The following is a 26,189-nucleotide window of genomic DNA, read 5'->3' as shown; positions in this document are numbered from 1 at the left end:
GCCCCGGGCGTCAGCGCGGCTCGGGGCGCACCTCGCCGGCCGGGACGACACCGCCCTCGCCGTCCACGAACCGCACCCGGACGCGGCGGCCGTCGTCCGCGCGGTAGGCGACGGTGGACACCGTGTCCGGCAGGTGCTCGTTGCCCCACTCCTGCAACGCGCACAGCACCACGTTCAACCGCCTGCCCGCGTCGGTGAGGCAGTACGCGTCACGCGGGCGCCGGCCCGGTTCCCGGTACTCCCGCCGCACCATGACCCCGCTGTCGACCAGCTTCGCGAGCCGCGCGGCGAGCACGTCCGAGGCGATGCCCAGGCGCGTGCGGAACTCCGAGAAGCGGGTCGCGCCGGCCAGCGCCTCGCGCAGGACGAGGAACGTCCAGCGCTCACCCACGAGCTCCACGGCCTTGACCAGGGAGCAGTTCGCCTCGTCGGGTGCCGTCACCGTCCCAGTATGGCCCATCCCGGCAGGGCTGAGTTGTCGATTCCAAACCAGACAGGCTAGGTTGGCGAAACCAACTCAACCTGGGGAGAGCACGACATGGAGATCGCCAACTCGGTTGCCCTGGTCACCGGTGCCAACCGCGGCCTCGGCAGGCACTTCGCCCGGCAACTGCTGGAGCGGGGCGCGGCGAAGGTCTACGCGACCGCGCGCGACACCGCCAAGGTGGACCTCCCGGGCGTCGAGGTGCTGCCGCTGGACATCACCGACGCGGGCACCGTCGCCGCCGCGGCGGCAGCGGCGGGGGACGTGACCCTGCTGGTGAACAACGCGGGCATCATCACCGGGCACAACCTGGTCACCGGGGACCCGGCCGCGATCCGGCTGGAGATGGACACGCACTTCTACGGCACGCTGGAGGTCATCCGGGCGTTCGCGCCGATCCTCGCGGCCAACGGCGGCGGCGCGATCGTCAACGTGCTGTCGTCGATGTCGTGGGTGTCCTACGGCCGGGCCACCGCCTACAGCGCGGCCAAGGCGGCGCAGTGGAGCCTCACCAACGGCGTCCGGGTGGAGCTGGCCGACCAGGGCACGCTGGTCACCGGCGTGCACCTCGGCCTGACCGACACCGACATGACCGCGGGCCTCGACGGGCCGAAGAACGACCCGGCCGACGTCGTGCGCGCCGCGCTGGACGGGGTGGAGGCCGACCTCGTGGAGGTGCTGGCCGACCAGGGCGTCGTGGACCTGAAGGCGGCCCTGGCCGCCGACCCGCGCGTGCTCTACCCGCAGGTCGTCTGAAACGGCGGTCCGGGGGCGCCGCGGCGGCGCCCCCGGACCGGGCCTCACTGGTTCAGCACCTCCGTCATCGAGGCGGGGCCGACCAGGGGGATGTCCGGCGACACGCCGTCCTCCTCCACCAGCACGGCCTCGACCTCGTGCGGCCGGATGCGGCCCGCCCGGATGTCCTCCGCCCAGTGGCAGGCCACCCGGTGGCCGGGCAGCACCTCGCGCAGCGCGGGCCGCTCGGTGTCGCAGCGGGTCGCCTGCTTCCACGGGCAGCGGGTGTGGAAGCGGCAGCCCGTCGGCGGGTTCGCGGGCGAGGGCAGGTCGCCGGTCAGCAGGATGCGCTCGCGCCGGTCCTCCACCTCCGGGTCCGGCACGGGGATCGCCGACAGCAGCGCCTTGGTGTACGGGTGCAGCGGCTCGGCGTACAGGTCGTCCGAGGACGCCTCCTCCACCAGCCCGCCCAGGTACATCACGCCCACCCGGTCGGAGATGTGCCGCACCACGGCGAGGTCGTGCGCGATCACCAGGTAGGTGAGCCCGAACTCCTGCTGCAGGTCCTCCAGCAGGTTGACCACCTGCGCCTGCACCGACACGTCCAGCGCGGACACCGGCTCGTCGGCGATGATCAGGTCCGGCTCGACCGCCAGCGCCCGGGCGATGCCGATGCGCTGCCGCTGGCCGCCGGAGAACTCGTGCGGGTACTTGCGCAGCGACGTGGACGGCAGGCCCACCGCCGACAGCAGCTCCCGCAACCGCCTGCCGGTCGCCTCGCGGCCCTTGTCCAGCCCGTGCGCCCGCAGGCCCTCGACCAGGATCGACTCCACCGACTGCCGCGGGTCCAGGGACGACATGGGGTCCTGGAACACCATCTGCATCCGGCGGCGCATCCGCCGCAGCTCCTCGCCCTTCAGGCCGACCAGGTCGGTGCCGTCGAACACCACCCGCCCGGCCGTCGGCTCGACCAGCCGCAGCATGCCGCGGCCCAGCGTCGACTTGCCGCACCCGGACTCGCCGACCAGGCCGTAGGTCTCGCCGCGGTTGATCCGCAGGTCGACCCCGTCCACGGCGTACACGTGGCCGACCGTGCGGTCCACGAGCAGGCCGCGCCGGATCGGGAAGTGGATCTTCAGGTCCTCGACCGTCACCAGCGCGTCGCCCACGGGGGCGGCGGTGGTTGCCGGTTCTACGGCGGCGGTCATGCGGGCACCTCCTCGGCGGCGGGCGTTCCCGGCAGCACCGGGTTGTGGCAGCGCAGCGACCGCGCGTCACCGGCCTCCAGCTCGGGCGTGACCTCGCGGCACACGGGTAGCGCGTTGGGGCAGCGCGGCGCGAACGCGCACCCCTGCGCCCACGGGATGTTGTCGGCCACCGAACCCCTGATCGGCACCAGCTTCTCGCCGCGCGCGCCGTCCAGCCGCGGGATCGAGGACAGCAGGCCGTGCGTGTACGGGTGGCGAGGCTCGGTGAACAGCGGGTACCGCGCCGCCTTCTCCACCACCCGGCCGCCGTAGAGCACGTTGACCTCGTCGCACAGCCCCGCCACGACGCCGAGGTCGTGCGTGATCATGATCAGCGCCGTCCCGGTGTCCCGCACCAGCTCCTTGAGCAGGGCGAGGATCTGCGCCTGGATCGTCACGTCCAGCGCCGTGGTGGGCTCGTCGGCGATGAGCAGCCGCGGCCGGCACGCCAGCGCGATCGCGATCAGCGCGCGCTGCCGCATGCCGCCCGAGAGCTGGTGCGGGTACTCCGACAGCCGCCGGGTCGGGTCGGGGATGCCGACCTTGTCCAGCAGCTCCGCCGCCTCCACCATCGCCGCCTTGCGGGACATGTCGCGGTGCCGCTCCAGCACCTCGGTCACCTGCAGGCCGATCGGGATCACCGGGTTCAGCGAGGACAGCGGGTCCTGGAACACCATGCCGAGGTCCCGGCCGCGCCGGTTGCGCATCTCCCGGTCGCTCAGGGTGAGCAGGTCGGTGCCCTCGAACCGCACCTCGCCGGTGACCTTGTTGCCGCGCGCGGGCAGCAGCCCCATGATCGCCAGCGACGTCACGGACTTGCCGCAGCCCGACTCGCCCACCAGGCCCACCGTCTGACCGGGGTCGACGTCGAACGAGACGCCGTCCACCGCGGTGAAGGGCTCGGTGCCCCTGCGCTGGAAGACCACCCGCAGATCACGCACTTCGAGCAACGCCATCGCGGTTCACCTCCGGTTCTTCGGGTCGAGCGCCTCGCGCAGCGACTCGCCGAGCAGCGTGAAGCCCAGCGCGACGACGATGATCGCGATCGCCGGGTAGAACGCCAGCTCGGGCTTGACGTCGATGTAGCGCTGCGAGTTGCCCAGCATCAGGCCCCACTCGGCGCGGGACGGGTCGGGGTCGCCGAGGCCGAGGAACGACAGCGACGCGGCCTCGATGATCGCGGTGGCCAGCGTCAGCGTCGCCTGCACGATCACCGGGCCCAGCGAGTTCGGCAGCATGTGCCGGAACACGACGGTGCGCCGCCGCACGCCCAGCGCCGTGGCCGCGAGCACGTGGTCGCTGTGCCGCTGGGCGAGCATGGCCCCGCGCAGGAGGCGGGCGAAGATCGGCACGGTGGTCACCGCGACCGCGATGATGACCGTGGTCTGGCTGCCCCGGCTGGCCAGCGCGGCGATCGAGATGGCCAGCAGCAGGCTGGGGATCGACAGCATGATGTCGGTGAACCGCATCAGCCAGCTGTCCACCCAGCCGCCGAACGCGCCGGCCAGGCCGCCGATGACCATGCCCAGCACCAGGCCGATCAGCGTCGCGCCGACGCCGACGACCAGCGACTGCTGCGCGCCGACCAGCAGCCGGCTGAAGAAGTCGCGGCCCAGCTCGTCGCTGCCCAGCAGGAACCCGGGCTGCGCGCCCGGGATCGAGTCCGGCCGCAGGTTCTCCAGCAGCTCCGGGTACCGCTGGTAGGGGTCCTTCGGCGCGATGAACGGCGCGACGATCGCCAGCACCAGGAACAGCAGGACGAGGAACGCGCCCAGCAGCGCCACCGGGCTGCGCAGCATCCGCCGCACCGCGTCGGCGGCGAGGCTGGTGCCCGCCGACTCCGCCAGCGAGTCCACCCGCTGCTGCTTGCGCTTGAGGAGACTGGTCATGATGCCCGCACCCTCGGGTCGATGATCGCGTAGGAAATGTCGACCAGCAGGTTGACCAGCACGTAGACCACCGCCGCGAGCAGCAGCAACGCCTGCAACCGCGGGTAGTCGCGGCGCTCGATCCCCTGCGCCAGCAGCGAGCCCAGCCCGCCCCACACGAACACCCGCTCGGTGAGCACGGCGCCGCCCAGCAGCAGACCGGTCTGCAGGCCGATCGTCGTCGACACCGGCAGCATCGCGTTGCGCAGCACGTGCCGGCGGCGGATCAGCGTCGCCTGCAGGCCCTTGGCGTTCGCGGTGCGGACGAAGTCCTCGTTCAGCACGTCGAGCACCGAGGCACGGGTGATCCGCACGATCACCGCCAGCGGGATCGTGCCCAGCGCGATCGCGGGCAGCACGAGGTGCCACAGCGCGTCGGCCGCCGCGTCCCACTCCTGCGTCAGCAGGCCGTCGAGGACGGCGAAGTTCGTGACGTGCGTCGGGTCGATCGTGACGTCCTGCCTGCCCGACGGCGGGAACAGCGCCAGGTCCTGCGCGAACAGCTGCTTGAGCAGGATGCCCAGGAAGAACACCGGGACGGCGACGCCGACCAGCGTGCCGATGACCGTCGTGTTGTCCAGGAACCGGCCGCGGTGGCTCGCCGCCAGGTAGCCCAGCGGGATGCCGAGCACCACGGCGAACAGCAGCGCGGCGAAGGACAGCTCGATCGTCGCGGGCAGCGCCCGGCCGATCTCGGACAGCACCGGCTCGCCGCTGATCAGCGAGCTGCCGAAGTCGCCGCTGAGGATGCGGCCCAGGAACTTGAAGTACTGGATGAAGACCGGCTGGTCGAGGCCGAGGACCTTGTTGAGCGCCTCGATCTTCTCCGGCGTCGCCTTGTCGCCCAGCAGCGCACCCGACGGGCCGCCCGGCAGCGACCGCAGCCAGACGAAGACCAGCAGCGACAGGATCAGCAGTGTGGGGATCGCCTGGAGCAGGCGACGGACTATGAATCGCAGCATGATGGATGCCCTCCCGACAGAACGGGTGGTGACGCCCGGGTCACGAGCGCCACCACCCGACCTACCGTTCGGTTCAGCCCTTGCTCACCGTGTCGAAGCGCTCGTCGGTCAGCGGGCTCGGGACCAGACCGGAGATCTTGCCGCCGACCACGATCGCCGGCGGCGAGTGGGACACCGGGATCGCGGGCAGGTACTTGCTCATCAGGTCGCGGCTCACCTGCTTGTAGGCGTCCGCGTGCTTCTGCTGGTCGACGACGCCGTCGGCCGCCGCGATCTCGTCGAACAGGGACTGCTCGGAGAAGCCGAACTCCTTCTTCTCCCGGCCGAAGAACGTGCCGACGAAGTTGCCGGCGTCGTTGTAGTCACCGGTCCAGCCGAGCAGGTGCAGGTCGTGCTTGCCGAGCTTCTGCACGTCGTCCTTGTAGCCGCCGTTCCAGGGGCGGGACACGATCTCGACGTTGACGCCCGCCGCCTTGAGGTCGTCGGCGATCACGGCCGCGATCTCGGTCGGGTTCGGCATGTAGGGCCGGCTGACCTCGGTGGGCACGTAGAACTTCAGGCTCAGGTTCGACGCGCCGGCCTGCGCCAGCAGGTCCTTGGCCTTGGCCACGTCGTACGGGTACTTCTGCACGTCGTCGGCGTAGCCCGCCACGGTCTTCGGCATGAACTGCGTCGCCACCTCGGCGCCCAGCGGCAGCTTCGTCTTCACGAGCTGGTCGCGGTTGACGGCGTAGGCGATGGCCTGGCGCACCCGCAGGTCCTTCAGCGCCGGGTTGTTGGCGCCGTTGATGCCCAGGTAGAGGATGTTGAACGCGGGCCGCGGCGTGACGTTGAAGCCGTCGGACTTCAGCGAGTTGTAGTCGGCCGGGCTCGGGAAGTCGTAGCCGTCGATCGTGCCGGCCTTGAGTTCCTGCTTGCGCGCGTTCTCGTCCGGAATGATCTTGAAGATCAGCTTGTCGAGCTTGGCCTTCTCGCCCCAGTAGTCGTCGTTCCGGACCAGGGTGATCGTCTTGTTGGCCTTGTCGAACTTCTCCAGCTTGAACGCGCCGGTGCCGGTCGGGTGCTCGGTCGCGTAAGCCGGGTAGGTGAACGAGTCACCCGACTGCCCGACGTTGTCCGCGTCGTACTTCTTCAGCGCCTCGGGGCTGGAGATGGACAAGGCGGTCAAACCGAACGCGGCCGGGAACGCGCCCTTGTACTTGTTCAGGTTCAGGACGGCGGTGTTCTCGTCCTTGACCTCGCAGGACTTGTAGACCGGGTCGCCCGCCGCGTCGCCCTCGTTCTTGGCGAAGCCCTCGAACACGTCGCCGTAGTAGATCATCTGGCTCTGGGCGGCGGCGCCCTTCATGTTGAACCAGCGGTCCATGTTGAAGCAGACGGCCGCGGCGTTGAACGGCGTGCCGTCGTGGAACTTGACGCCCTTGCGCAGGTCGAACGTCCACGACTTGCCGTCTTCGCTGGGCGTCCACTTCTCCGCGAGACCCGGTGCCAGGTCGGCGGTGCCCCGCTTGTAGGTCACCAGCGTGTCGAACATCTGGCGGATCGGGCGGAAGCTCTCGCCGTCGTCGTTGAAGATGGGGTCGAAGTTCTTCGGCTCACCCGCCGCGCCGAAGACCATCGTGCCGCCGACCTTGCCGGACCCCGAGTCGTCGCCGCGCTCGGATTGGGCACAGGCCGACAGTGCCAGTGCCGCGACGCCGGTCAGGCCGATCGCGGCCAACCATCGGCGCCGGGCCGATCGAAATTGAAGCATTTGACACACCCCTAGGGAAATCCGGGATCTCACGGTGTGGTCACGGACCCTAACCGGTCACCACGACCCTTCCGGGTCGTCCCAGGTCACGATCCGGCCACGTGAATCAGCATTAACACACGTCGCGCACACCACCACTGACCCAACGTGACCACGGATGATCGGGCAAACGCCCTCCTACGCTGTACAACGGACAACAGAAACCTGCACACGTGCGGAGGGAGGTCGCCGGTGAGCCCTGCGGTCGAGTTCCGCGTCCTCGGACCGTTGCAGGTGCTGGTCGACGGCGAGCAGGTCCCGGTGCGGGCGGGGCGGCAGCGCGCGCTGCTGGTGTCGCTGCTCCTGCGCGCCGGGGCGGGCGTCTCGGTGGACGAGCTGGCGGAGCACGTCTGGGGCGCCGACCCTCCCGCGCGGGCCCGCGGCACGCTGCAGACCTACGTGATGCGGCTGCGGCAGGTGCTCGGACCGGCCGTGCCCATCCGCACCGTCCCCGACGGCTACCTGATCGACGTCGACGAGCGCACGATCGACGTGATGCGGTTCGAGCAGCTCGTCGAGGAGGGCGAGCGGGAGCGGGCGGCGGGCAGGCTGGAGTCGGCGTCGGCGATCTTCACCGCGGCCCTGGCGCTGTGGCGCGGCCCGGCGATGGTGGACGTGCCGTCCGAGGTGCTGCACCGCGACGAGGTGCCCCGCCTGGGCGAGCGGCGGCTGCACGTGGAGGAGCGCCGCGTCGAGGTGGACCTGGAGCTGGGCCGCCACGCCGAGCTGATCCCGGAGCTGTCCCGGCTCACCAGCGAGCACCCGCTGCGGGAGCGGCTGTGGGCGCAGCTGATGGTCGCGCTGTACCGGTCGGGTCGCCAGGCCGACGCGCTGGGCGCCTACCGCCGCGTCAGCGGGCTGCTGGCCGAGCAGCTCGGCATCGACCCCGGCGACGAGCTGCGGCGCGTGCACCAGCAGGTGCTCGGCGGGTCGCCGTCGCTGGACCTCGGGCAGAACGCGGTCGCCGCGCGGCGCGACCGGGTGGTGCCCTCGCAGCTGCCCGCCGACATCGGCGACTTCGTGGGCCGCGAGCAGGCCGTGCAGCTGATCGAGGCGCTGCTGCGGACCGCGCAGGGCGTGCCCGTGGTGACGCTGGCCGGCCCGCCCGGCGTGGGCAAGACCGCGCTGGCCGTGCACGCGGCGCACAAGATGCGGCACTTCTTCCCCGACGGGCAGCTGTACGTGAACCTGCGCGGGTACGCCCAGGGCCCGCCGCTGAGCGCCGTCGACGTGCTGCCGCGGTTCCTGCGGGCGCAGGGCGTGCCACCGGAGTCCGTGCCGCTGGACCAGGACGAGCAGGAGGCGATGTTCCGGTCGCGGCTGACCGACCAGCAGGTGCTGCTGGTGCTGGACAACGCGGCCAACGCCGAGCAGATCCGGCCGCTGCTGCCCGGCTCGCCCGGCTGCGCGGTCCTCGTGACCAGCCGCGACACCCTGCGGGGGCTGGCGGTCAGCCACGCCGCGTCCAACGTGCGGCTGGACGTGCTCGACCGGTCCGAGACGCGGGCGCTGCTGGCCGGGATGCTCGGCGAGGAGGTGGTGGCCTCGCAGTCGGAGGCGGCCGACGAGCTGGCCGAGCTGTGCGCGCACCTGCCCCTGGCGCTGCGGATCGCGGCGGCCAACCTGCTGTCGCGGCCGGAGATCACCATCTCGTCCTACGTCGACGAGCTGCGCGCGGGCAACCGGCTCGCGGCGCTGGCCGTGGAGGGTGACGAGCGGGCCGCCGTGCACGCCGCGTTCGACCTGTCCTACACGGCGCTGAAGCCCGAGCTGGCGTCGCTGTTCCGGCTGCTCAGCCTCGCGCCCGGCGACATCACGCCGGACGTGGCGGCGGCCCTGGGCGGGCTGACCACGCAGGACGCCCGGCGGCGGCTGGACCGGCTGGCCACGGCCAACCTCGTGGACAACCACGCGCCCGGCCGCTACCAGTTCCACGACCTGCTGCGCGACTACGCCGCCGAGCGGCGCGAGGTCGAGGACGACCCGGCGGAGAGCGCGCAGGCGTCGCGGCGGCTGCTCGACTGGTCGATCCGGTCGGTGGACAACGCCACGGACGCGTTCAAGAGCACGTTGCTGCGGCTGCCGCGCACCGACGTCGTGGCCGGCGTCACACCCCGGCTGTTCTCCACCTCGGCGGAGGCCCTGGCGTGGCTGGACGCCGAGCGCGGCAACCTCGTCGGGCTCGTCGTGCACGCCGCCGACCGGCACCCCGACCGGGACGTGTGGCAGCTCGCGGACGCGCTGCGCCGGTACTTCTACACGATCGGGCTGCCGGTGGAGTGGCTGGCGACCGCCAAGGCGGGGCTCGCGGTGGCGCAGGCGTCGCAGGACGCCGTCGGCGAGGTGGCGATGCTGTCGTCGCTGGGCACGCTGTACTGGGCGATCGGGCAGCACCGGGTGGCCGTCGACTACTTCCGGCGGGCCATCCCGATCCAGCAGCGCACCGGGGCCGCGCCCGCCGTCGAGGCCGCCGTGCTGGCCAACCTGGGCGCGGTGTGCATCGACATCGGGGACCTGGAGCAGGCCGCGGAGCACCTGGAGCGCGCGCTCGTGATCACGCGGGACATCGGGGCGTTGCAGCAGGAGGGCATCGCCCAGCTCAACCTCGGCGGCGTCTACATGCAGCTCGGGCAGCTCGACCGGGCCGTGTCGTCGTTCGAGGGCGCGCTGGACGTCGGCAACCGGCTCGGCGCGTGGATGACGCAGGCCGACAGCCACCGGGCGCTGGCCGAGGCGCACCTGTTCCTGGGCCGGCCGCAGCGGGCCGCCGAGCTGTACGAGAAGTGCGGCGAGCTGTACGAGCGGGCCGGCGCCCGCGGGTTCGCGCACTTCTCCCACGAGGGCCTGGCGCTGACGTACGTGATGCGGGGCCGCTGGGCCGACGCCGCGCACGAGGCCGGGCGGGCGATGGGGATCGCCGAGGAGCTGGGCAACCTCAAGGGGCTGTGCGACGCGAAGAACGCGCTCGGCGAGGCGTTGTGCGGGCTGGGGAGGCTGGACGAGGCGGTCGAGCGGACCACCGAGGCGCTGCGGATCGCCGAGGAGACCGGCTACCCGCTGGGCATCTGCGCGGCCCGGCGGAGCCTGGCGCTGACGCACCGGGCGGCGGGCCGGCTGGACGAGGCGCGCTACTCGGCGACCCAGGCGCTGGACAGCGCCGTCCGGTACCGGTTGCGGATCGCCGAGGTCGACGTGCTGGCGGTGCTGGGGCGGATCAGGTTCGACCAGGGTGACGTGGCGCAGGCGTTGGACCTCGCGCTGCGGTGCCTGGAGCTGAGCGCGGGGACCGGCCAGGCGTGCGTGCACGCGCGGGCGGCGCACCTGGCGGGTGACGCCCTGGCCGCCGGCGGCGACCCCGCGGCGGCGCGCGAGCACTGGGAGACGGCGCTGGAGTGGTTCACCGCCATGGGCTCGCCCGAGGCGGACGTGGTGCGGGCGGCGCTGGAGGGCCGGGTCTGACGCAGCGCGGTCAGTCCGGCGTGACGACCCGGTCCGCGCGGGCCTTGGTGCCGTCCACCGCGAACCAGCCGCGTTCGAACGCCTGCCAGCGGCGCAGGTGGGGGCGGCACGCCTCGCCGTCCCGTTCGACGGCCCGGCGCAGCCGCTCCTCCGGGTCCGGCAGCTCCACCCAGATCGCCTCGTCCAGGATCGGCGCGATGGAGCGGCGGGCCGCCGAGACCCCCTCGATGACCAGGACCTCCGGCACCGGCACGCGCACCAGCCCGCCCGGCTTCGGCCAGCCGCCCGTCCACTCCACGCGCCGGTATGTCGCCTCGCGGCCGTGCCGGAGCGGGTCGAGGACCTCGGCCACCAGGCGCGGCCACCACGACACCGGGTCCGTCCAGGTGGCGAAGTGGTCGGTCGGCACCACGGTCGCGCCCAGCCTCAGCGCCAGGCGCGCCGCGAACGTCGACTTGCCCGAGCCCGACGGCCCGTCGACCGCGATGAGCCTCACATGCTCCGCCGGCCCGACAGGGCCCGACCGAGGGTCAGCTCGTCGGCGAACTCCAGGTCGCCGCCCATCGGCAGGCCGGACGCGAGCCTGGTGACGGTGAGCCCCGGGAAGTCCCGCAGCATCCGCACCAGGTACGTGGCCGTCGCCTCGCCCTCGGTGTTCGGGTCCGTGGCGATGATGATCTCCGACACGTCCGTGCCGATCCGGGTGAGCAGCTGCCTGATCCGCAGCTGGTCCGGACCGACCCCGGACAACGGGTCGAGCGCACCGCCCAGGACGTGGTAGCGGCCCTTGAACTCGCGGGTCCGCTCGACCGCGAGCACGTCCTTCGGCTCCTCCACCACGCAGATCAGCGTCAGGTCGCGGCGCGGGTCGCGACAGATGCGGCAAGTCGCCTCGGCCGAGACGTTGCCGCACACGTCGCAGAACACCACGCCGTCCTTGACCTTCTGCAACGCGTCCTGGAGCCGGCCGATGTCGGCCGGGTCCGCGGCGAGCAGGTGGAAGGCGATGCGCTGCGCGCTCTTCGGACCGACGCCCGGCAGCCTGCCGAGCTCGTCGATCAAGTCCTGGACGGGCCCCTCGTACATCAGCCGAACAGCTTCCCGAGACCGCCCAGGTCGTCCATCCCGCCCATGCCGCTGGCCAGCGGGCCCATCTTCTGGGCCGCCAGCTCCTGCGCCGCGCGGTTGGCGTCGCGCACGGCCGCGACGACGAGGTCGGACAGCGTCTCGACGTCGTCCGGGTCGACCGCCTTCGGGTCGATGGTCAGGCTCTTCAGCTCACCGCCGCCGGACACGACGGCGGTGACCAGCCCGCCGCCGGCGGTGCCGGTGACCTCCGCCTCGGCCAGCTCCTGCTGCGCAGCGGCCAACTGCTCCTGCATCTTCTGCGCCTGCTGGAGGATTTGCTGCATGTTCGGCCCACCGGGTTGCACCGCGGGTTCCTCTCTTCGGGGTCTGCCGCCGTTCACCAGCGTAGTCGCGTCGATCAGCCCTTCAACGGCCGAGCGCCCAGCTCGTCGGCGAGCAGCTTGAGCACCACGGCCTCCGGGTCGAGCCGCTGGTCGTCCGCGTCGCCGGGGCGGGCCGCCTCGGCCAGCATCTCCTCCTCGTCCACCGGCTCCGGCGGGAGGGGCTCGTCGGGCTCCGGCGGCTCGGGCGGCGGCGGCACGTCGTCGGCCGGGGGGCGGCCCGCGGGTGCCGGGCGGGCCGGCTCGGCGTGCCGCGCCTGGGCCTGGCTGGGCCGGGTCGGCGCGGGCCGCTGCGGCTTGGCGGCCGGCGCCTGCCTGGCCGCCGCGGGACCCGCCTTGCCGTGCACGCAGCGGACCTGCCAACCGCCGCCGAACACCTGGCCGAACGCCGTCGCGATCGCGTCGACGTTGCGCGGCTCGGCGAGCCGCTGGGCCAGCGGGGCCGACGAGTGGACCACGGTGGCCACGTCGCCGTCGACGTCGCCGATGGTGGCGCTGGTGAGCAGCGCGCCCACGCTGACCCCGGCGAGACCCCGGACCGCGGCGCACACCTCCGGCCACCGGCGGCGGATCTCGGCGATGTCCACCCGGCCCGGCTGCGCGGCGGCCCGCGCCTGCTCCGGTTCCGCGGCCGGGGCGGCCGGCTCCGGTGACGGCCGGGCGGACGAGGACAGGACCGGCGGTGGCGGCGGTGGGCCCACCGGTGGCGAGGCCGCGCCGCGCGCCGGCCCGGGCCGCGACGGGCCGGCCGCCTGGGCGTTCGGCGACGCGGCGGTCTGGGCGCTCGGCGGCGCGGCGGCCTGGACGCTCGGCGATGAGGCGGCCTGAGGGCTCGGCGATGCGGCGGCCTGAGGGCTCGGCGTGGCCGGTTGGAGCGGCGCGGCGGCGGATTGCGGTGCCGCGGACTGCGGCACTGCGGACTGCGGCACGGCGGGCTCGGCGGCGCGTTGCGAGGGGCGCTGGAAGCGCGACTCCGGGGCTGGGCCCGCGGGTGCGCCGCCGGCGGGCGGGCCGTGCCGCTCCAGCTGCTCCACGCGCTGCAACAGGCCCGACTCGACGTCGCCGACCGACGGCAGCAGCATCCGCGCGCTCACCAGCTCGAGCAGCAGCCGGGGCGCGGTCGAGCCGCGCATCTCGGTCAGCCCCTGGTGCAGGATTTCCGCCCAACGGGTGACCGTCGCGGGCCGGGTCGCGTCGCGTTGGGCGATCATCCTGGCCAGCTCGTCGTCCGGCACGGACACCAGCCCGCGCTCCGCCGCGTCCGGCACGGCGTGCAGCAGCACCAGGTCGCGCAGCCGGTCGAGCAGGTCGGACGCGAAGCGGCGCGGGTCGTGCCCGGCCTCGACCAGGCGGTCGATGGTGCCGAACACCGCCGAGCCGTCGCCGCGCGCGAGGCCGTCCACCACGTCGTCGATCAGCGCCACGTCCGTCACGCCGAGCAGCGAGATCGCCCGGTCGTAGCGCACCCCTTCGGGGCCCGCGCCGGACAGCAGCTGGTCCATCACCGACTGCGTGTCCCGCGCCGACCCGCCGCCCGCGCGGATGACCAGCGGGAACACCGACGGCTCGACCGCCACGCCCTCGGCGGCGCAGTTGCGCTCCAGCAGCGCCCGCATCGAGCCGGGCGGGATCAGCCGGAACGGGTAGTGGTGGGTGCGCGAGCGGATGGTGGGCAGCACCTTGTCCGGCTCGGTGGTGGCGAAGATGAAGATGAGGTGCTCGGGCGGCTCCTCCACGATCTTCAGCAGGGCGTTGAAGCCCTGCGTGGTGACCATGTGCGCCTCGTCGATGATGAACACCCGGTACCGCGACTCGGCCGGCGCGTAGAACGCCTTGTCCCGCAGGTCGCGGGCGTCGTCCACACCGCCGTGGCTGGCCGCGTCCAGCTCCACCACGTCCACGCTGCCCGGGCCGTTGGGCGCGAGGCCCACGCACGAGTTGCACTCGCCGCACGGCTCGGGCGTCGGCCCCTGCGCGCAGTTGAGCGACCGGGCCATGATGCGGGCGCTGGACGTCTTGCCGCAGCCGCGCGGCCCGGAGAACAGGTAGGCGTGGTTGACCCGACCGGCCGCCAGGGCGGTGCGCAGCGGCTCGGTGACGTGCTCCTGACCGACGACCTCGCCGAAGGTCGCCGGGCGGTACTTGCGGTAGAGGGCGAGCGCCACGTCGGCGACCTTACCGGGAGGGTCCGACAAAGAAAGGGGACCCCGTGCACCCACCAGAGCCCGCTTATCCTTGCTGCCTTCCGGCCCTGGGGAGGTTCGCGAGATGTGTGCCGCACGAGGTCCGCGTCCAGTGTAGCCGGTCGCCCCGCCCGCCCCTCGGCCGGGTGAACGGCGACCGGACCGCCGCTAGCCGAGCGCCGTCGTGAACAGCGGCACGGCGTGGTCCAGCGCGTAGGCCATGCCCAGCGACGAGCCGCTGGAGAAGGCGTTGACCAGGTTCTTGTCCTCCATGATCAGCGCCTTCGGCGGCACGAGGGGGTTGGCCTTGAGCGCGGTGGCGTCGCCGCCGATCGGGAACAGCACGCTCAGGTCGGCGGTCAGCAGGTCCAGCCGCTCGGTGGAGACGTCGACGTAGAACGTGCCCGAGGCGAGGTCCTCGACGTCCTTGCGGAGGGTGAAGCCGAGCGCCTTCATGAAGTCCGCGCGCGGGTCGCCGGAGACGTACGCGCCGAACTTGCCGTCGAAGTACGCGCCCACCACGGCGGTCTTGCCGTCGAACTTCGCGTTCTCGGCGAACTTCGCGTCCAGGTCGGAGACGATCTTCTCGCCCTCGGCGACCTTGCCCAGGGCCTTGGCGACCATCTCGACCTGCTGCCGCCACGACGTGCCGTAGGGGATGACGTCCTTCGGCGCGCCGATCGTGGGCGCGATCTTGGACAGCGTCTCGTTCTTCTTCTCGTCGTTGTCCGACCGGGTGTTGAGGATGAGGTCGGGCTGGAGCGCGGCGACGGCCTCGTAGTCGATCTCGGTGGTGCCCAGGAGCGTCGGCGCCTGCCGGTACAGCCCTTCCGCCCACGGCCCGACGCCCTTGCCGCCGAACCCGAGCCAGTCGCTCGCGCCGACCGGCTGCACGCCGAGGGCGAGCGCCGTCTCGGCGTCGGACCACCCGAGCGCCACCACCCGCGTGGGCGGCTTGTCGATCGTCACGGGACCGAACCGGGTGTCGACCGTCACGCCGGACGAGGCCGGCCCGGCGTCACCGCCGCCGCTTCCGCAGGCGGCCAGGAGCAGGGCGGAGAGGAGCACGACGAGACCACGCTTCATTAGGCAAGCCTAACCGAACCCATCGGCGACCGATGGGGTCGACCACCCGTTTTGGGGGCGGCGGGAGCCCTCCGTTAGACTCCGCCACGGAGGATTCGCATAGCGGCCTAGTGCGCACGACTGGAAATCGTGTTGGGTTAACCCCCTCACGGGTTCAAATCCCGTATCCTCCGCGGACCAGGGCCCCGGTTCACCATCAGGTGATCCGGGGCCCTGTTCGTTCCTCCGGTGCAACCTCCCGGCCGTCCCGGGGCGTTTGAACCAGTGATCGAACGATTACGGGAGGAACACCCATGGGGATCGTCAAGACGGCCGTCGTCACGTCGCTGGCCGCCGGGGGCCTGCTGGTCGGCGCCGGCGCCGCCGCGGCCGGGCCCGAGGTCGGCGCGGTGCCCGCCTACCAGGCGACGACGTGGCACGACGTGAACGTCCGCACCTGCCCGTCGACGGCGTGCCTCCCCGCGGCGGGCGGCCCGATCCCCGAGGGCACGACGGTGGGCGTTCACTGCTGGGCGCACGGCCAGTCGGTCACGGACTTCGGCTACACCAACGACGTCTGGTTGAACGTCGGCCGGCAGGACGGCGGCACGCAGTGGTCGAGCGCGATCTACTTCGTCGGCGACGCGCTGGCCGGGCTGCCGAAGACCGCGGAGTGCGCCACCTCCCCCCAGCCGCCGACCACCACGCCGAGGCCGACCACGACCCCCGCGCCGACCACCCGACCCGCGCCCAGCCCCACGGTCGCCCCGACCACGACGGCCGTCCCCACCACGCGCCCCGTCCCGGCCGCGACGGACGCCCCCACCAGGCCGGTCCCGGCCACCACCGCACCCGCGTCGACCGGGGGCTGACCAGCACGACGCCCCCTCGGGGTCCGGTCCTCCGGTCCGAGGGGGCGTCGGGGCCCGCTCCGGCGTCACGTCCGGGGCAGGTACTCCACGATGTCCTCCAGCACGAACACCAGCCGGTCGACGTTCGCGTTGCCGGTGCTCGGGCGCAGCTTCACGACCTGCGGGTCGTGGTCGCTGGCCTGGTCGGCGAACTCGGCGTTGATGTGCACCACGTCGTAGCGGTAGCGGGTGATGTTGGCGCTGATGAAGATGTGGTCGAGGGTCTGCGAGTTGCCCTCGAACACGTAGCTGTACCGCTCGGCGGCGGGCAGCGTGCCGATCAGGTCGACGATGTCGCCCTTGCCGGTCAGGGTCTGGACCGCCGGCGAGAACTGGTAGTCGTTGATGTCACCGGCGAGGACCACGTTGGCGTTCTTGTCGACCGCCTTGACCTGGTCCACGAACCCGCGCAGCAGCGCGGCCTGCTGGGTGCGCTGCACCTCGGAGCTGCGCACCGGCTCCTGGTAGCGGCCGTGCATGGCCTGGTCGCCGCCCTTGGAGTTGAAGTGGTTCGCGACCACGAACACCGTGCGGCCGCGGAACGTGAACTCGCCGGCCAGCGGCTTGCGGCTGCTGTTCCACGCCGGGTCGGCGGGCGCGACGCGGCCCGGGGACACCGACAGCGCGGCGCGGCCGTGCTGCTTCACGACCGCCACCGGCGTGGTGGCGTCGCCGCCCGGCCGGTCCACGAAGGACACCCGCGCCGGGTTGAACAGGAACGCCACCCGGATGTTGCCGCCGGGCTCGCCGCCGTCGGCCTTGTTGACCGGGTCGATCTGCCGCCACTGGTAGCGGGGGCCGCCCGCGGCCGCGATGGCGTCGGTGAACCGGGTGAACGTGGCGTCCGCCGCCACCGTGCCGTCGTCGGTCGCGCCGTTGTTGTCCTGGATCTCCTCCAGCACGACGACGTCGGGGTTCTTCAGGTTCTTCGCCACGGCCGCCGCGAGGCGGTCGAACTTGGCCTGGTCGTTGGTGGCGGCCAGGTTCTCCACGTTGTACGTGGCCACCGACAGCTCGTAGGAGCGCTGCGCGTCGGTCACCTCGGGCGTGGTGCCGCCGGGGACGTGCTCGCCGACCGCCTTGGTGGCCAGGGTGTAGCCGCCGAAGTTGGTGTACTCGACGTTGCCGACCGTCGCGCCCCGCCACACGTCGCCGACGTTGCTCCTGGTCGGCGTCGCCGCGCCCGGCTTGACCTTGATCCGGCCGCTGTTGGGCTGGTCGTAGCCGAGGTAGATCGTGCCGCCGCGGGGCGTCGGGTTCTCGGTCGGGTGGGTCGTGATCCACGTCTCGTCGAAGTTGTTGGTGGGTCCGACCACGCGGGCGTCGGCCACCTGGACGTACATGCCCTCGCGGGACTCGTAGTAGTCCTGGCCGTAGGTCGCCGGGTCGAGCGGGAGGTCCTCGATGCTGCCGCCGCCCGCGGTGGGCAGGTAGCCCGCCGGCGGGTTGAGGACCTCCGGCGTCGGCAGGGCGTTGCCCTTCGACTTCACGGTGACCGTCGCGCCGGTGATCTCGGTGAGCGTCTGGTTGGAGTTGCTCGCCGCGTCACCGCCCGGCCGGTACTCGGCGACGGTGCCGGAGACCAGCACGTCGTCGCCCGGCTCGACGGTCGGGGCCAGGCCCGCGGTGTAGACGAACACGCCCTCGCTGGTGCGCGGGTCGGCGTCCGGGGTCGTGTCCTGGATCCAGAAGCCGCGGTCGCCGATGGCGCGGGTCGCGGTGACGACGCCGGGCACGCCCGAGACCTTCTGGCCCAGCAGCGGCGAGATCCGGGTCGTGCCCTGGATGTCGCGGATGCGCTTGTCACCGGGCTGCGGCTCGGGGTCCGGCTCGGGGTCGCCGGTGCCCTGCCCCTTGGAGTTGACCGGGGTCGGCGCGCCGATGGCGAAGTCGGCCGCGTTGTTGTCGGTGTCGACCAGCGCCGGCCGGGCCGCCGAGGTCGTGTTGCCCAGGTTGGCCGTCGGGGAGGTCTCCCGCACGACGGTCGACGAGCCGTAGCCGATCAGGTCGCGCACGCGGGTGTCGGCGACGCAGTCGGCGGCGGTCTTGCAGGTCAGCGGGGTGGTGGCGGCGACGAGGGCGATCGTGCCGCCGGTGCCGCTCATCGCGATGGTGCCGGTGACGTCCGGCGCGGGCAGCTCGACCGTGCCGCCGGAGCCCTTGGACTCGGCGACCAGGAACCGCCCCGCGGCGGGGATCGCGCCGGTCAGCGGGGTGACCTGCCACTGGCTCGACGCGCTGGCGCTCGCCGGGAGGTACTGCACGCTCCAGCCGTCCACGGAGACCGGCGCGGCGCTCGCGTTGCCGAGTTCGACGAAGTCCTGGGTCAACGTGGCACCGGAGTTGCCGCCACCGCCGTAGACCTCGGCGATGAGGGCGTCCTGGCTCGGAGCCGCGTGGATCGGCGTGGCGAGGGCGAACGACACGGCCGTGGCGGCGGTGACCGCCAGTCCGACGCGGAGCGGGTTAGGTCTCAACGGATCCTCCGTAGTTGGCGGCTCCGCGCATCCTCCCCGGATCGAGTGAACGGCGAAAGACACCACGACTAACGGTTGACCCTTTACCTCTCTCGAACGTGTGTTCGAACGTAGGGTAGGGTCATGGCGGTGCCCGCCCGGTGGCCCTCCCAGCGCCGGCACGGGCGCGCCGCGCACGACAGGGGCGCCGACCCGGACCTGACGAGGCCCGGATCGGCGCCCGTGTGCGTCGGGCGCTCGGGCGCGGTCCACGGGATGGCGATCGAGCCGTAGGGCATCAGGGGTCGGTCGAACACCGCGATGGCGGCCGGGTACCAGCACATCACCGCGGCGATCCGCCGGGACGTCGCCCAACGGGTCGGCGGGCTGCCCTGGAAGGCCGCTGATCAGTCCTCAGAGGCGTCGGACAGCGGTGACGGGGGTGGACGCCACCGGGGACCACCTAGCCACCGTCATCCGCCAAGGGTGTGGCCCGGAAGCCGGCTTCCGGGCCACACCTGTTCAGCGCCGCCGCTTGGACCGTCGCGGTGGCCGCAACTTCGCGCATGAGGGGCGGCGAGAGATCCACCACCGGTGGACCTGCGGCACGGCGGTCAGCAGCCCGGTGATGGCGAGAACCGACTCGATCACCAGTTCGACAACAGACACGGTGTTCCCTTCCGGCCACCGCGACCACGGAATACGTTTGAGCCCATTCGTGGCGATGGGTAGAGCTGGGTACTGCGTGCGGTGGCTCCCCTCGGGAGCGCCGGCCTGTTGCCGGTGGAGCCGTACCAGTATGCCGAAGGCTTGTACTTGTAACGGTCACGTTCAGGCCGATGGAGCAGTGGTGCGCGCCGGCAGCCAGGCCGCAGCCCCGGGGAACTCAGGACAACCGTCACCAGGAATGCCACCGAACGTCAGAGCCCCGGCAACCATGGTCGGTTGCCGGGGCTCCGAGCAGCGATGGCGGTGGGATTTGACGCCACGGAGGCTTGCACCCCACACGCTTTCGCAGCGTGCTCCTTCGGCCGCTCGGACACGCCACCGCCGAGAACAACGGGCACCCTGCCGAATGCCGCTCTGACCAGCGGTTCCAATCCGCACGACCGTCGCCACCAGGACGAAATCGCCGGGACCGGTCGGCAGCCCCACTGCTCACGACCTTGCCAAGTTGTGGCGCTCCGACAAGCCTTCCGCCATCAGGCCGTGATGCTCCGACGCAACGTCGCGAGCCGATCGGTCGCCCGTGTGGAGCGCACGTCGCTCAGCGCCGCGCCTGCTTGATCCGCCAAGTCCCACGCCTCGTCCAGCCGACCGGTCTTCGCGTAGAGCCCCGCCAGGTCGATCATCCGTCCCGCCTTCCCGCGCAGCCGGTCCGCTCCCATGCGCAGGATGAGGTCTTCGAAGCGGCGGATCGCCTCGTCGTCCTCGCCCGCCGACGCCAGGGCAAGGGTGATGATCGAATCCAAGTGCTCGGTGGTGAGGAAGCCCGCCCACTCGGGTCGGTCGCCACCGCGTTCGGCGAGCTTTTCCGCCTGCGTGATGTGGTGAAGCGCGTCGTCGTGCCCACCGGTCTTCGCGAGGTGACCGGCAAGGCCCGCGTGCAGGTTCGCGCGTTCCAAGCCGCAGACCCGTTGGTCCGACAGCGCGGACTCGACCAGGCGGACGGCTTCGTCGGGGAGGGCGTCGCCGACCTGGGCGGCCATGTTCAGCAGCACGTGCGCACGAAGGTCCGGATCGGTGCCCTCGTCCGCGGTGCGAAGCGCGAGCGTGGACAGCCTCCGCGCGGAGTAGGTCCTGCCGGAATCGAAGTGCGTCCACGCGGTCCGGTCCGCAAGTGCGCCCACCGCTTCGCACAGTTCCACGCGGGTGTCGGCACGCATCGGAGCGTCCAGAAGGCTCACGGCCCACCTGAGTGCGCCGCTGGACACGTCCGCCGCGACCTCACCCCCGTACCGGAGGTCCATCGTCGTGTACACCGTCGTGGCCTGCTGCACGGCCTCCACTTCGGATCGACCCACCCTCCCCGGCACACCGGAAGCACCGAGCCCGTCGAGTAGTCGGACCAGCGGATCGGGGGTGGCGGTCCCGGCAAGCACCGCAGCGGCTGCCGCCAACAGTTCACGCCTGTTCACGTCCTCACCCAACCCCTGTGCGCCAAGCGCACGCTCGTAGGCCGCTACCAGTTCAGGTGTCGCCGTGCGCTGACCATTTTCCACCATCCCGAGCAACGACTTGCTGTAATGAGTGCGTTGCGCCAACACCCCCAGACTCATTCCTGCGGCTTGCCGAGCCGCCCGCAGTGCTCTCGCCGTTTCGAACATCAAGACCGCCTCCCCCGCGCTGTGGACGGCTGTGGACTCCGGAACCGTTCCGATGACGCTCCGCTACAGCCACGCTACTCGTAGGGCACAAGCCCCAACGGCGGGACCGGGGATTGCTTCACCCACAGGGATTCCCGTTCCGCCACCCGGATGGCTCACGTGTGGAATGAGGGAGCGATGACACTTTCCGTGGTCAAGCCACCAACCGAGGCGTTGATTTCCGACGACGTCCGCAATCGTCTGACCCGACAACTCATCAACGAGCACGCGGGAATGAGCGGAGATGAGGCGGTTCGCATCGTGGCCGCGACCGTGGCCTTCCTGAAGGCGTGCGCCGACAATCCGGAAAGTCACTTCCGCCCGAGCCTGCGAGTCGACCTCGGGTGGCACCAGTTCATCCTGAACACCGTCGACTACGCGGAGTTCTGCGAGCGGGTGGCGGGTCGGTTCCTGCACCACGTGCCCGAAGAGTTCACCCCACCGCGTGCGACGGGCTCCGACACCGCGGAGGTGCTCGCACCTACGGTGGACGCGATGCGTGCCGCCGGCTTCACGGTCGATCCGGAGCTGTGGGCCACCGCGGAGTCCGCCCAGTGCTCCCAGTGCCACGCGGGGTGCACCAACTGCGGTCAGGGCGGCGACGGCGACGGTGCGGCGGCACAACGCCGGACGCCCGTGACGATGGGGCGTTAGCCCCGGAACAGGAACAGGGATGGCGACCCGTCGTGATTGGCACGACCTGCCCGAAGGGGTGCGGCAGGCCGTGGAGCAGCACACCGGTCCGGTGTCGGAGGCGACGTCACCGGATGGCGGCCGGAACTCCGAACTCGCCGTCACACTGACCACGCCCTCCGGACCGGTGTTCTGCAAGGGGATCACGACGGGTTCGCCGTTGGCCGCGATGCACCGCAACGAACTCACGATCGGCCCTCACCTGCCCGCCGACCTCGCCCCGCGCCTGCGGTGGAACGTCGAGCAGGACGACTGGCTGATCCTCGGGTTCGAGCACGCAACCGGTCACCACGCCGACCTCTCCCCCGACTCCGACGACCTCCCCGCGGTCGCCGACGCGCTGACCCGAATCCGGCGAACCGCACCCCCGCCGGCTCCACGACGCCCGATGGCGAACCAGTGGACGCACGCCCTCAAGACCGAACTCGCCACGCCACCCCCGAACACCGACCCGTGGTCCACGACCAACACCGACCTGATCACCGACTGGGCCGCGAAAGCCCCCGACCACATGCACGGCGACCACTTGATCCACTCCGACCTCAACCCGGCGAACTTCCTCATCACCGACACCGCGAAGGTGATCGACTGGGCCTGGTGGCGAACGGGTGCCGCGTGGATCGACCCCGCGCTGTTCGTCATCCGCCTCATCGCCGCCGGACACCAACTCGACGCGGCCGAACACTGGGCGGCACAGCGGTCGCCGGATTTCGCCACCACGCCACCCGATGCCCTCACCGCGTTCGCGGCATCGGCAGTCCGACTCTGGGAACGCCGATTCCCGAACACACCGACCACCACGGCCGCACGCACGTGGACGCGACACCGCATGAATCGCTATCACGTACTGAACACTTGTTAGCACCTGCTCAAGGACGATTATCGACCTGCCGATACAGACCAGACAGGTTTCAACCAGCGTCTTTCTGTCGAAAAATCGCTACCCCACTAAGGGTGTGCGAGAAGAGGGACCGGGGTGTCCGACGGGGAGCAGCCCCGAACTTTCGGACCGCCCTCTCTGTCGGGCCAATCCGCCGACCAAACCTCCGAATTCACGCGGAGGTGGCGGGCACAAATAAACTCTCTCCTGCACTCAGGGATTTGCAGGACCAGGCCAGAACGCTAATAAAGAGCCGGTGAAACCCAGGCACGCACCTGTGCGCCTCATCGGTCAATCAGACGACCGTCACCCGGATGAAGTCGTAGTCCAGGTCCACGTCCGCTACGTCCAGACCGGCGATCTCTCCTCGCACACCCGTGTCCGCGAGTAGACGGATGATCACCCGATCGCGCAACGCCAGGAACCCGCGTCCGACGCAGGCGTTCAGGAGCTCGGTCATCTCCCGGTCGCGGATGACAGGAACCGGCTTGTCGGGCGTCTTGGGCTGCCGCGTGCCCTCCATCGGCGAACGTGGGATGACGCCTTCACCGATCAGCCACGCGAAGAACGGCCGGATCGCCCGGTAGTTGGTGTTCGCGGTGGCGGCGGAGCGCATCTCGAGCATGTGCGCGACCCAGCCCGAATCCGACTCCGAGCGACCTCGTCGGCGGTGCAGGGATCATCCTCCGCGGTGAGCCACGCGACGAGGTGCCGGACCACTGTCAGGTGGATCCGGATGGTGGCGTCGCTCCTGCCGTCCGCCGCAGGGAGCGTCGCCAGTCGCGGACGAGCGCGTGCCAGTGGCGGTGGAGGGAGTGAGCGAGATCCACTCCAGCAGGGCCTTCGTACCACAGGTGCTCCGGTTCGAGGTGCGCAGTTTGAACGGGCCTAGAGCGCACGACTGAGACGACGAGTGAGACGACATAGCAAAGGGCCGGGCACCTCACGAGGTGCCCGGCCCTTTGACCAGCGGTGGCGGTGGGATTTGAACCCACGGAGGCTTTCACCTCACACGCTTTCGAGGTCTGCGAACCACCGGCCAGCACCGGCCGAGAGGCCCATCCACGCAGCTCAACGAGGTTCAACGGTCCCCCGCGAATGCACCCGGCCGTCAGCGAACGCCACCACGAATGCAACCGCGGTGCACCGCGTCTACCTTCTGAGGCACGCCTCCATCGTTGCCGGTCGACATACAGAAGCGAAGAGCGAGAGACGCTCATGTTGCTCTCTGGTCGTTGCCGTACGGCCGTTTGGGGGATATCGGCGAAGACGTGTGTCGTGGACGCGGGGTGATCCGATACTTCCGGTGTCGTGGTCGGATGACGGTGGGAGTGTGTCCGGTGATCGAGTCGGTGGACTTTGTGATGGCGGCTTTGGCGGCCGGTGCCGGTGCGGGGTTGACCGATACGGCCTCTACGGCGGTGAAGGACTCGTACGCGTCACTCAAGCAGTTGGTGGTGAAGGCGGTCGGGCGGAAGGGTGCCGCCCCGGTGACCGAGGAGCAGGTGGACGACCCGGCCGGGCATGCCCAGGTGCGCACGGCGCTGGAGGCCGCCGGAGTGGCTGCCGACTCCGAACTGGTCGCCGCTGCGCGCAAGGTGCTGGAGGCGACGGATCCGCAGGGTGCGGTGAACGGGAAGTACAACGTCGACCTGCGGGACAGCAAAGGCGTGCAGGTGGGCGACAACAACACGATGACGATCAACTTCTAGCGCTGGGTGGTGTGGTGGGGTCCGGTCACGACGGCGGGCATGGGGCGGAGTTCGATGTCGACCTGCGCGACGGCAAGGCGGTGCAGGTCGGCAACCACAACCGGATGTCGTTGTACCCGGGCCGGGAGGTGGTGTGGCCGGTTCGGGTGGGTGCGGTGCCGTTGACGGCGGACTGCTACCAGGATCGGGCCGCGGAGCAGCGTATGCGGGAGGCGTTGACGTCGGACGGTGCCGCGGTGCTCGTGCCAGCCGCGACGGCGGTGTTGCATGGGTTGGGTGGGGTGGGCAAGACGCAGATCGCCGCCCGGTATGCCCGCAGTGTGTGGCCCGATGTGTCGGTCGAGATGGCGGTGTGGATCACCGCGACGTCGCGGGATGCGGTGGTGACCGGCTATGCCGATACCGCCCGACGCTTGTTGCTGGTCGGGGACAACGTGGAGCCCGAACGCGCGGCGGTCGCGCTGCTGGAGTGGTTGATCTCGACCGATCGTCGCTGGCTCGTTGTGTTGGACGATCTCACCAGGCCGGCGGATCTACGTGACCTGTGGCCTCCGCATGACCGCACCGGACAACTGCTGATCACCACCCGCCGCCAGGACGCGGCCGTGACCAGACGCGACTGGAATGTGGTCGAGGTGGGCGTGTTCGTTCCCGAAGAATCACTGGCCTACCTCCAGGAACGCCTGTCTAGCATTGTCGCCGACGAGGAGACAGGGCAACTGGAAGGGCTGGCAGGGGACCTGGGGCACCTGCCTTTGGCGCTGGCCCAGGCTGCCGCGTTCATCGCGGACAAGCCCTTGTTGACCCCGGCCGGCTACCGGACACGTCTGTCCGACCGCCGCCGCGCGCTAGCCGAGGTGCTGCCCGACGATCAGAGCCTGCCCACCGGGCATCACGCGACTGTGGCCGCGACGTGGTCGCTGTCGATCGACCTCGCCGACGAACTACATCCGGCCGGTCTGGCACGTCCGCTGCTGGAAATCGCCGCTCTGCTCGACCCCGCCGGCATCCCCGTCGACGTGCTCACCGGCGAGACGGTGTGCAAGTACCTGGCCGTCCAGGTCGGCCGCCCGGTCGACGCCGAAGCGGCGGGGGACGCCCTGGGGTGCTTGAAACGGTTGAGCCTGATCACCCTGGATCTCACTCAACCGGCACGAGCGGTCCGGGTCCATGCCCTGGTCCAGTGGGCCACCCGCGACGCGGTCCCTGCTGACCGCATGTCCGGGTTGGCGTGGACAGCCGGTGAGGCCCTGATGGAAGTCTGGCCCGAGATCGAACGTGATCAGACGACGGCAGCGGGTCTGCGATCCAACGCCATCACGCTGTGGAGTACCTCGGAGAGGTATCTGCTCGACCCTGACCCGGAAACCGGCGCCCATGCGGTGTTGTTCCGCATCGGTCACAGCTTGGGAGAGACGGGACTGACCGCCCAGGCGATTGACCACTTCCACCGACTCCACACCATCCTGCACCAACGCCTGGGACCCGACCACCCCGACACCCTGATCACCCGCGGCAACCTCGCCTCCTGGCGGGGGCGTGCGGGCGACCCGGTCGGGGCGGCCGAGGCATTCGCCGAGCTGCTCACCGACCACCTGCGCATCCTGGGACCCGACCACCCCGACACCCTGACCACCCGCGGCAACCTCGCCTTCTGGCGGGGGCGTGCGGGCGACCCGGTCGGGGCGGCCGAGGCATTCGCCGAGCTGCTCACCGACCGACTGCGCATCCTGGGACCCGACCACCCCAGCACCCTGACCACCCGCGGCAACCTCGCCTTCTGGCGGGGGCGTGCGGGCGACCCGGTCGGGGCGGCCGAGGCATTCGCCGAGCTGCTCACCGACCGC

The 26,189-nt window shown here is 71.3% G+C and carries 22 protein-coding genes, 2 tRNA genes and 1 other RNA gene; 9 read left to right on the top strand and 16 right to left on the bottom strand.

What is annotated here, in order from left to right; genetic code table 11:
• Window positions 1-10: 10 nt before the first annotated feature.
• Window positions 11-442, bottom strand: a complete 432-nt coding sequence (locus ACIGNX_RS16805) for a winged helix-turn-helix transcriptional regulator (RefSeq protein ID WP_396540844.1) — start codon at window positions 440-442, stop codon at window positions 11-13.
• Between the two features lie 96 nt (window positions 443-538).
• On the opposite strand from ACIGNX_RS16805, the gene ACIGNX_RS16800 reads away from it, so the two are divergent.
• Entirely contained in the window at window positions 539-1,240 is a 702-nt protein-coding gene (locus ACIGNX_RS16800; protein ID WP_396540842.1) for an SDR family oxidoreductase, read from the top strand.
• Between the two features lie 44 nt (window positions 1,241-1,284).
• Here ACIGNX_RS16800 and ACIGNX_RS16795 read toward each other — a convergent pair whose 3' ends face one another.
• From ACIGNX_RS16795 to ACIGNX_RS16775, 5 genes are all read right to left on the bottom strand, one after another.
• A complete protein-coding gene (locus tag ACIGNX_RS16795) occupies window positions 1,285-2,427 on the bottom strand; it encodes an ABC transporter ATP-binding protein (protein ID WP_396540840.1) in 1,143 nt (380 codons plus the stop codon).
• Window positions 2,424-3,422, bottom strand: a complete 999-nt coding sequence (locus tag ACIGNX_RS16790) for an ABC transporter ATP-binding protein (protein WP_396540838.1) — start codon at window positions 3,420-3,422, stop codon at window positions 2,424-2,426. The genes ACIGNX_RS16795 and ACIGNX_RS16790 overlap by 4 nt, the downstream gene beginning before the upstream one ends.
• Before the next feature lie 6 nt (window positions 3,423-3,428).
• Entirely contained in the window at window positions 3,429-4,355 is a 927-nt protein-coding gene (locus ACIGNX_RS16785) for an ABC transporter permease (RefSeq protein WP_396540836.1), read from the bottom strand.
• On the bottom strand, window positions 4,352-5,356 hold the full coding sequence (locus ACIGNX_RS16780; protein WP_396540834.1) for an ABC transporter permease: 1,005 nt from the start codon (window positions 5,354-5,356) through the stop codon (window positions 4,352-4,354). Before ACIGNX_RS16780 ends, ACIGNX_RS16785 begins: the two co-directional genes overlap by 4 nt.
• A 73-nt stretch (window positions 5,357-5,429) precedes the next feature.
• Window positions 5,430-7,109, bottom strand: coding sequence for an ABC transporter substrate-binding protein (locus tag ACIGNX_RS16775; protein WP_396540832.1), 1,680 nt, complete (start codon window positions 7,107-7,109; stop codon window positions 5,430-5,432).
• Window positions 7,110-7,340: 231 nt separating this feature from the next.
• On the opposite strand from ACIGNX_RS16775, the gene ACIGNX_RS16770 reads away from it, so the two are divergent.
• A complete protein-coding gene (locus tag ACIGNX_RS16770; protein ID WP_396540830.1) occupies window positions 7,341-10,607 on the top strand; it encodes a BTAD domain-containing putative transcriptional regulator in 3,267 nt (1,088 codons plus the stop codon).
• A gap of 10 nt (window positions 10,608-10,617) precedes the next feature.
• Here the strand turns inward: ACIGNX_RS16770 and ACIGNX_RS16765 are convergent, their stop codons facing one another.
• The 6 genes from ACIGNX_RS16765 to ACIGNX_RS16740 form a co-directional block, all read right to left on the bottom strand.
• The gene (locus tag ACIGNX_RS16765) at window positions 10,618-11,103 is read right to left on the bottom strand and encodes a uridine kinase (RefSeq protein ID WP_396540828.1); all 486 of its coding nucleotides are present in this window, start codon (window positions 11,101-11,103) and stop codon (window positions 10,618-10,620) included.
• On the bottom strand, window positions 11,100-11,693 hold the full coding sequence (recR, locus tag ACIGNX_RS16760; protein ID WP_123744628.1) for a recombination mediator RecR: 594 nt from the start codon (window positions 11,691-11,693) through the stop codon (window positions 11,100-11,102). The genes ACIGNX_RS16765 and recR overlap by 4 nt, the downstream gene beginning before the upstream one ends.
• A complete protein-coding gene (locus tag ACIGNX_RS16755) occupies window positions 11,693-12,019 on the bottom strand; it encodes a YbaB/EbfC family nucleoid-associated protein (protein ID WP_396540826.1) in 327 nt (108 codons plus the stop codon). Before ACIGNX_RS16755 ends, recR begins: the two co-directional genes overlap by 1 nt.
• Before the next feature lie 74 nt (window positions 12,020-12,093).
• Window positions 12,094-14,241 carry a DNA polymerase III subunit gamma and tau gene (locus tag ACIGNX_RS16750; protein ID WP_396540824.1) on the bottom strand — a complete coding sequence of 716 codons (2,148 nt, stop codon included), beginning with the start codon at window positions 14,239-14,241 and terminating at the stop codon, window positions 12,094-12,096.
• 31 nt (window positions 14,242-14,272) lie between these two features.
• Window positions 14,273-14,367, bottom strand: an RNA gene (gene ffs, locus ACIGNX_RS16745) — signal recognition particle sRNA small type.
• A gap of 60 nt (window positions 14,368-14,427) precedes the next feature.
• Window positions 14,428-15,345, bottom strand: coding sequence for an iron-siderophore ABC transporter substrate-binding protein (locus ACIGNX_RS16740; protein ID WP_396540822.1), 918 nt, complete (start codon window positions 15,343-15,345; stop codon window positions 14,428-14,430).
• Window positions 15,346-15,433: 88 nt separating this feature from the next.
• On the opposite strand from ACIGNX_RS16740, the gene ACIGNX_RS16735 reads away from it, so the two are divergent.
• Both ACIGNX_RS16735 and ACIGNX_RS16730 read left to right on the top strand, forming a co-directional pair.
• Window positions 15,434-15,518, top strand: a tRNA-Ser gene (locus ACIGNX_RS16735).
• 120 nt (window positions 15,519-15,638) lie between these two features.
• Entirely contained in the window at window positions 15,639-16,196 is a 558-nt protein-coding gene (locus ACIGNX_RS16730) for a hypothetical protein (protein ID WP_396540820.1), read from the top strand.
• Window positions 16,197-16,261: 65 nt separating this feature from the next.
• Here the strand turns inward: ACIGNX_RS16730 and ACIGNX_RS16725 are convergent, their stop codons facing one another.
• Window positions 16,262-18,712: an endonuclease/exonuclease/phosphatase family protein gene (locus ACIGNX_RS16725; protein ID WP_396540818.1), complete on the bottom strand. Its 2,451-nt coding sequence runs from the start codon at window positions 18,710-18,712 to the stop codon at window positions 16,262-16,264.
• Window positions 18,713-18,835: 123 nt separating this feature from the next.
• On the opposite strand from ACIGNX_RS16725, the gene ACIGNX_RS16720 reads away from it, so the two are divergent.
• Complete coding sequence (locus ACIGNX_RS16720) at window positions 18,836-18,985, top strand: hypothetical protein (RefSeq protein WP_396540816.1); 150 nt, start codon at window positions 18,836-18,838, stop codon at window positions 18,983-18,985.
• Window positions 18,986-19,655: 670 nt separating this feature from the next.
• Here ACIGNX_RS16720 and ACIGNX_RS16715 read toward each other — a convergent pair.
• Window positions 19,656-19,740, bottom strand: a tRNA-Ser gene (locus tag ACIGNX_RS16715).
• Window positions 19,741-19,893: 153 nt separating this feature from the next.
• Window positions 19,894-21,018, bottom strand: a complete 1,125-nt coding sequence (locus ACIGNX_RS16710; RefSeq protein WP_396540814.1) for a helix-turn-helix domain-containing protein — start codon at window positions 21,016-21,018, stop codon at window positions 19,894-19,896.
• A 177-nt stretch (window positions 21,019-21,195) separates the two neighbouring features.
• Between ACIGNX_RS16710 and ACIGNX_RS16705 the strand changes: the two genes are divergently transcribed.
• Both ACIGNX_RS16705 and ACIGNX_RS16700 read left to right on the top strand, forming a co-directional pair.
• Window positions 21,196-21,711, top strand: coding sequence for a glycine-rich domain-containing protein (locus ACIGNX_RS16705; RefSeq protein WP_396540812.1), 516 nt, complete (start codon window positions 21,196-21,198; stop codon window positions 21,709-21,711).
• Between the two features lie 19 nt (window positions 21,712-21,730).
• The gene (locus ACIGNX_RS16700; RefSeq protein WP_396540810.1) at window positions 21,731-22,612 is read left to right on the top strand and encodes a phosphotransferase; all 882 of its coding nucleotides are present in this window, start codon (window positions 21,731-21,733) and stop codon (window positions 22,610-22,612) included.
• 313 nt (window positions 22,613-22,925) lie between these two features.
• Here the strand turns inward: ACIGNX_RS16700 and ACIGNX_RS16695 are convergent, their stop codons facing one another.
• On the bottom strand, window positions 22,926-23,255 hold the full coding sequence (locus tag ACIGNX_RS16695) for a tyrosine-type recombinase/integrase (protein WP_396540808.1): 330 nt from the start codon (window positions 23,253-23,255) through the stop codon (window positions 22,926-22,928).
• Window positions 23,256-23,970: 715 nt separating this feature from the next.
• Between ACIGNX_RS16695 and ACIGNX_RS16690 the strand changes: the two genes are divergently transcribed.
• Both ACIGNX_RS16690 and ACIGNX_RS16685 read left to right on the top strand, forming a co-directional pair.
• Window positions 23,971-24,342, top strand: a complete 372-nt coding sequence (locus tag ACIGNX_RS16690) for an RIP homotypic interaction motif-containing protein (RefSeq protein WP_396540807.1) — start codon at window positions 23,971-23,973, stop codon at window positions 24,340-24,342.
• A gap of 14 nt (window positions 24,343-24,356) precedes the next feature.
• Window positions 24,357-26,189 (top strand): tetratricopeptide repeat protein (locus ACIGNX_RS16685; RefSeq protein ID WP_396540805.1); only part of this gene is annotated, 1,833 nt, incomplete at its 3' end.

Origin of the sequence: Actinosynnema sp. NPDC053489, from assembly GCF_044544865.1 — a bacterium.
Lineage (GTDB): Bacteria > Actinomycetota > Actinomycetes > Mycobacteriales > Pseudonocardiaceae > Actinosynnema.
Note: the sequence above shows the minus strand (reverse complement) of the source record. Positions and strands in the feature narration are given on the sequence as shown.